This is a genomic window from Streptomyces hygroscopicus (assembly GCF_026168105.1).
In the GTDB taxonomy this organism is placed as follows: domain Bacteria; phylum Actinomycetota; class Actinomycetes; order Streptomycetales; family Streptomycetaceae; genus Streptomyces; species Streptomyces hygroscopicus_D.
This window is the reverse complement of record NZ_LBMW01000112.1, coordinates 1-5,089: the sequence shown is the minus strand read 5'-3', so window position 1 is coordinate 5,089 and position 5,089 is coordinate 1. Positions and strand designations below refer to the sequence as shown.

6 protein-coding genes are annotated in these 5,089 nt (G+C 72.0%); 4 read left to right on the top strand and 2 right to left on the bottom strand.

The window, feature by feature from the left end; all coding sequences use genetic code 11:
• Window positions 1-215 precede the first annotated feature (215 nt).
• From AAW14_RS38900 to AAW14_RS38885, 4 genes are all read left to right on the top strand, one after another.
• Entirely contained in the window at window positions 216-1,181 is a 966-nt protein-coding gene (locus AAW14_RS38900; RefSeq protein WP_265569197.1) for a zinc-binding dehydrogenase, read from the top strand.
• 175 nt (window positions 1,182-1,356) lie between these two features.
• Window positions 1,357-1,566: a helix-turn-helix domain-containing protein gene (locus AAW14_RS38895; RefSeq protein ID WP_018571396.1), complete on the top strand. Its 210-nt coding sequence runs from the start codon at window positions 1,357-1,359 to the stop codon at window positions 1,564-1,566.
• Window positions 1,566-2,129, top strand: a complete 564-nt coding sequence (locus AAW14_RS38890; RefSeq protein WP_265569196.1) for a Clp protease N-terminal domain-containing protein — start codon at window positions 1,566-1,568, stop codon at window positions 2,127-2,129. Before AAW14_RS38895 ends, AAW14_RS38890 begins: the two co-directional genes overlap by 1 nt.
• A gap of 80 nt (window positions 2,130-2,209) precedes the next feature.
• On the top strand, window positions 2,210-2,815 hold the full coding sequence (locus tag AAW14_RS38885; protein ID WP_265569195.1) for a hypothetical protein: 606 nt from the start codon (window positions 2,210-2,212) through the stop codon (window positions 2,813-2,815).
• 60 nt (window positions 2,816-2,875) lie between these two features.
• Here AAW14_RS38885 and AAW14_RS38880 read toward each other — a convergent pair whose 3' ends face one another.
• The gene (locus AAW14_RS38880) at window positions 2,876-3,910 is read right to left on the bottom strand and encodes a PadR family transcriptional regulator (RefSeq protein ID WP_265569194.1); all 1,035 of its coding nucleotides are present in this window, start codon (window positions 3,908-3,910) and stop codon (window positions 2,876-2,878) included.
• Window position 3,911: 1 nt separating this feature from the next.
• A complete protein-coding gene (locus tag AAW14_RS38875) occupies window positions 3,912-4,871 on the bottom strand; it encodes a DUF4097 family beta strand repeat-containing protein (protein ID WP_265569193.1) in 960 nt (319 codons plus the stop codon).
• Between the last annotated feature and the right edge of the window lie 218 nt (window positions 4,872-5,089).

Here is a 5,089-nt window from a genome sequence, read left to right as displayed (position 1 = left end):
GACACTGCGCGCGGCACTGGGCGGGTGCCGCACGCCGGGCGGGGCCCTGCGCGGCACTGGGCGCTGACCCGCGCCGTACTGGGCGCCGACCCGCGCCGCGTGCGGCGGAACACCCCACGCAGTACCCGGCCGGCGCCCGGCGCCGCACCCGGCGGGATGCGTGTCACAGTCGGCTCTGGTTCCTTGTGTCCTCGGCGGCGCCTATCGTCAAGGTCATGTTCGCTGCCTACGCCGCCCGCATCGACCGTGACCAGCCCCTCACCGGCCTTGAGTTGGGGGAGCGCCCGGCCCCCGAGCGCAGGCCGGGCTGGACGACCGTGAACGTCAAGGCCGCCTCCCTCAACCACCACGACCTCTGGTCCCTCCGGGGCGTCGGTCTTTCCGAGGACAAGCTCCCCATGATCCTCGGCTGTGACGCGGCCGGCGTCGACGAGGACGGCAACGAGGTCGTCCTCCACTCCGTGATCGGTCAGACGGGCCACGGTGTCGGTCCCGACGAGCCGCGCTCGATCCTCACCGAGCGCTACCAGGGCACCTTCGCCGAACAGGTCTCCGTCCCCACGTGGAACCTCCTGCCCAAGCCCAAGGAGCTCTCCTTCGAGGAGGCGGCCTGTCTCCCCACCGCGTGGCTGACCGCCTACCGCATGCTGTTCACCAACGCCGGGGTACGCCCCGGCGACTCCGTCCTCGTCCAGGGCGCGGGCGGCGGTGTCGCGACGGCCGCGATCGTGCTCGGCAAGGCGGCCGGTCTGCGGGTCTTCGCCACCAGCCGTGACGAGGCCAAGCGCAAGCGGGCCCTGGAACTGGGCGCCGTGGAGGCCCTGGAGTCCGGGGCGCGGCTTCCGCGGCGGGTGGACGCCGTCATCGAGACCGTCGGCGCTGCCACATGGTCGCACTCGGTCAAGTCCCTGCGTCCCGGCGGGACCCTCGTCATCTCGGGCGCCACCAGCGGCGACCGTCCCTCCCACGCCGAACTCACCCGCATCTTCTTCCTGGAGCTGAAGGTCGTGGGTTCCACCATGGGGTCCAAGGACGAACTGGAGGACCTGCTCTCCTTCTGCGCCGCGACCGGCGTGCGTCCCGTCATCGACGAGGTCCTTCCGCTCGACCGGGCGCGCGAGGGCTTCGAACGGCTCGAGGCGGGCGACCAGTTCGGCAAGATCGTGCTCACCTCGAACTGACCGTCCCGTCGCGTCCTTTGTTCGCGACGGTCAGGAATCGCGTCGACCATCGTCTCCCCTCGTCTCCCCGTCCACGGCGGGCCCGGAACGCTTCCGGGCCCGCCGTTCGCATCTCCACCGGCCGGGATGTCAATCAGGGTTGACGCCGCAGCCCATGTCAATCTAAGTTGACATCATGACCGAAGCAACGGATCTCGCCGAGCGCGCGGGCGACCGCGATCCGCGGGTCGGGCTGCGCGCCGTCGCCGCGCTGCGGAGGCTGCTCGAGCAGTTGGAGGCGGTGCAGGTGCGCAGCGCGCGCAATCAGGGCTGGTCGTGGCAGGAGATCGCCGCGGAACTCGGAGTCAGCAGGCAGGCCGTGCACAAGAAGTACGGGAGGCAGTGATGTTCGAGCGCTTCACCAAGGACGCCCGCGCGGTGGTCACCGGCGCGGTCGGGTACTGCGAACGGACCGGCGAGGAACGCGTGGAGGAGGCGCACCTGCTGCTCGCCCTCCTCGACCGCGAGGGCAGCCGCGCCGCGTTCGCCCTGGCCTCGCTCGGGCTCACGGGCCGACGTGACGCGGTCGAACGGGACCTCGCCGAGGCCCGCCGCCGCGGCGGACTCTCCCGCGCCGACGCGAATGCCCTCGCCGGTCTCGGCATCGACCTGACGGAGATCGTCTCGCGGGTCGAGGAGGCCCACGGGGAGGGGGTGCTGGCGGCAGCCCGCGCAGGTGGCGTACGGCGATCCGGGCGCCGCCCGTTCGCCCGCGGCGCCAAGGACGTGCTCACCCGGTCCCTGCGCACCGCCCTGGCTCACGGCGACCGGCACATCGGCGACGAGCATCTGCTCCTCGCCCTGACCGCCCGTCCGGGCATCCCCGCCGAGGTCCTCGCCGACCACGGAGTGACCTACGGGGCCGTGGAGCGCGTGCTGTGGGGCGGAGGCGAGGCGAAGGCCGGGTGACCCCCACGTCGGTGGCTCCGGCTGGTGGCGGGTACCCCTAGGGTGGGAACCCCGGTTGTCCCGATTTCCTTGGAGATGCCGTGCCCGAGAACCAGTCGCCGCCCCCCTCCGAGCCCGTGCCCGTGGAGTTCGTCCCCGCGGCAGCGCCCGTCCGGGAGGCGGTGACCAAGCTCGGCGGGCAGCCCGTGTGGCTGGAGGAGCCGCAGTGGCCGCTGTCCCGTCGGACCGGCGAACCCATGCAATTCCTTGGGCAGTTCACCCTTGCGGGTGGTGTGCTGGGCTATCTGTTCATGACGGGGCACGGCAAGGGCGGGTCCGTCGACGGGACCTATGACCCGGAGGGCGGCGAGAACGCCCTTCTGGTCCAGCCCGGCGGCCGCGTCCCCGACTTCATCGGCGTACGCGACCGGGCGGAGGGGCCGACGGCGGGTGCCGACCATCTGCCGCGCCCGGCCGGGGAGGGTGGCACCGACCCGGACGGGCACGCCTGGCAGTACCTCGGCGGGCCCGGAATCGAACCGCGCTGGCTCCAGGGGGAGGAGACCCCGGGGGAGGGGTGGCGCCTCCTGGTCCAGCTCGACTCCGGCCGCCTGCCGTTCCCCGTCGACTTCGGGGACTCCGGCGTGGGCTACGCCTTCACCTCGCCGGACGCCAAGGAAGGGCGCTTCCTGTGGCAGTGCATGTGAGCGGCGCTCCCTGCCGGACCGGATGCGGCGCCCCCTCCTGAGACCGGGCGCCGCACGATGTCAGTCCCGCCGTGACCGCAGTGCCGCCCCGATGTGCGCCGCCGCCGTGGACAAGTGACGGCGGGTGTCGCGGAGCTGTTCCTCCGTGACACCGTGGTCACGGGCCGCGTCGCGGATGTCGTCCCGGAAACGGTCCAGCAGCCGGTCAAGGGCGCGGGCCGGGTCGCCCGAGAAGTCCTCGTGCGCCCAGGACGGTTCGTACGTCCCGGGGAAGTCCTCGGGGGTCGTCGAATACTGCGGCCCCTCAGCCGCCCCCGGGCGCCCGAAGCCCAGATCCTTGCCGAACTCCTTGCCGAAGTCCTTTCCGAATTCGCCGAACTCCTTGGCCAGTTCGGTCAGGCCCTCCCGCACGCCCGTCGGCCAGTCGCCCCGCGCGAAGTGGTCCTGGACCTGCTCCTGGACCCGCCGCGCCATGCGCTGCAGCTCCTCCTGTGCCTGGGCCCGCGCCCGCTCCTGCGCCTCCTTGGCCTGACGGCGTGCCCGCTGAGCCTCCTCACGGGCCCGTCGGCTCTCGTCCTTGGCCCGCCGAGCCTGCTCCTTCCACTCCTGCTTGACGCGGCGCATCTCCTCCTTGGCGGCCTGCCACGCCTCCTTCTCGGACCGGTCGCCGTGCTCCCCGTACGCCCCCGTGTGCTCCTTGGTGCCCTGCCTGGCCTCCGAGACAGCGGCCCGCATTTCGCGGCGAAGGTCGCCCGCCGCTCCCCGGACGTCGGCCCGGATCTCGGCTGCCAGCTCCGCGACCGACTCGCGGATCTCCAGCTCCAGGTCGGCAAGCTCACCGCTGCGGTCGGCCAGTTCGGCGCGTCCCGCGTCCGTGATCGCGTACACCTTGCGGCCGCCCTCGGTGGTGTGCGTGACCAGGCCCTCGGCCTCCAGCTTGGCCAGGCGGGGGTAGACGGTGCCGGCGGACGGCGCGTACAGACCCTGGAAGCGCTCTTCCAGCAGCCGTATCACCTCGTATCCGTGGCGCGGCGCCTCGTCGAGCAGCTTCAGCAGGTAGAGCCGCAGTCGTCCATGGGCGAAGACGGGAGGCATGTCAGAGCCCCTTCTGCTCGGTCGGACCGCCGGTCGTGCCGTCGGGGGAACGGTCGGACGGGGCGACGGTGTCGCTGCTGATGTCGCGGAGGGCTTCCTCCGCCCCCCTGGACGGCGCATCCTGTGGGCCGGGCGCGTCCCATGGCTCGTCCTCCGCGGGCGGGCGGCGGAGCAGGGCGATGGAACCGGAGACCGTGGTCGCCTTCAGACGGCCGGTGCCCCCGCCGAGGCGGCCCGTGATCTTCTTCGCGCCCCACTGGCCCGTGACGCGCAGATCCTCGAAGGCGTTGGACACGGTGCCGCTCGCCGTGTTCGCCTCGACCTGCGCGTCCGCCGGGTGCGGGAGGCGGACTGCTATCTCGCCCGAGACGCTCGTCAGACCGGCGTCGGTGGGACCGCCCGTGGGATCGAGGTCCAGAATGATCGAGCCGCTCACGGAGTCCGCCTTCACCAGCGGGCAGGAGCCCTCGATGACGGTCAGGTCGCCCGAGACTGAGCTCATGCGCAAGGCGCCGGAGACACCCTGGGCCTCCACGGGGCCCGACACCGTCGTGGCGCGGACCGGTCCGGAGAGGCCGACCAGGGTCGTCTCGCCCGTGACACCCTTCACCTCCGCGCCGCCGTCGATTCCGGAGAGCACGGCGTTGGCCCCGACGACGCCCACCTCAACGCGGGTGGATGCCGGCACCGCCAGGGAGACCACCGCGCTGCGGCGCCAGCCCCTCCGGTCGAGCCACTTGAGGAAGCCCTTCCAGGGAAGGTCGTCGTACGCCACGGTGAGGGTGCCGTCCTGCTGCGTCACCGTGAGCGGGGGACCCTCGATCTCCGTGACCTCCAGGCGTGCGGAACCCTCGTCGGTGCCCACCACGTTCACCGTTCCGTTGACGATGCGCACATGAAGTGCCGTCACGGGGGCGTCGAAAGTGAGTTTCCTCGGCTCTGCGACGGACCACTCGGACATGGTGCTGACCTCCTCGGCCGGTGCGGACACGACGTACGCGACGGGCGGACCTTGGGCATATGAGGCCAGGCCAACCCGCCCCGACACGCCATATCGCGTCTCCGTCATTCACGATATATCGCGGCCACGGAAAGTCAAGACACCCTTTCGGGTCGAACAGCCGGGACCTGCGGGGCCGGGCTCGACCCGGCCTCAAGACGCGAGCCGGGCTCGACCCG

Bases quoted from the DNA above. Each gene is read 5' to 3' on its own strand.
- AAW14_RS38880 (WP_265569194.1), bottom strand. From the start codon at position 3,910: ATGCCTCCCGTCTTCGCCCATGGACGACTGCGGCTCTACCTGCTGAAG.
- AAW14_RS38900 (WP_265569197.1), top strand. From the start codon at position 216: ATGTTCGCTGCCTACGCCGCCCGCATCGACCGTGACCAGCCCCTCACC.
- AAW14_RS38890 (WP_265569196.1), top strand. From the start codon at position 1,566: ATGTTCGAGCGCTTCACCAAGGACGCCCGCGCGGTGGTCACCGGCGCG.
- AAW14_RS38875 (WP_265569193.1), bottom strand. From the start codon at position 4,871: ATGTCCGAGTGGTCCGTCGCAGAGCCGAGGAAACTCACTTTCGACGCC.
- AAW14_RS38895 (WP_018571396.1), top strand. From the start codon at position 1,357: ATGACCGAAGCAACGGATCTCGCCGAGCGCGCGGGCGACCGCGATCCG.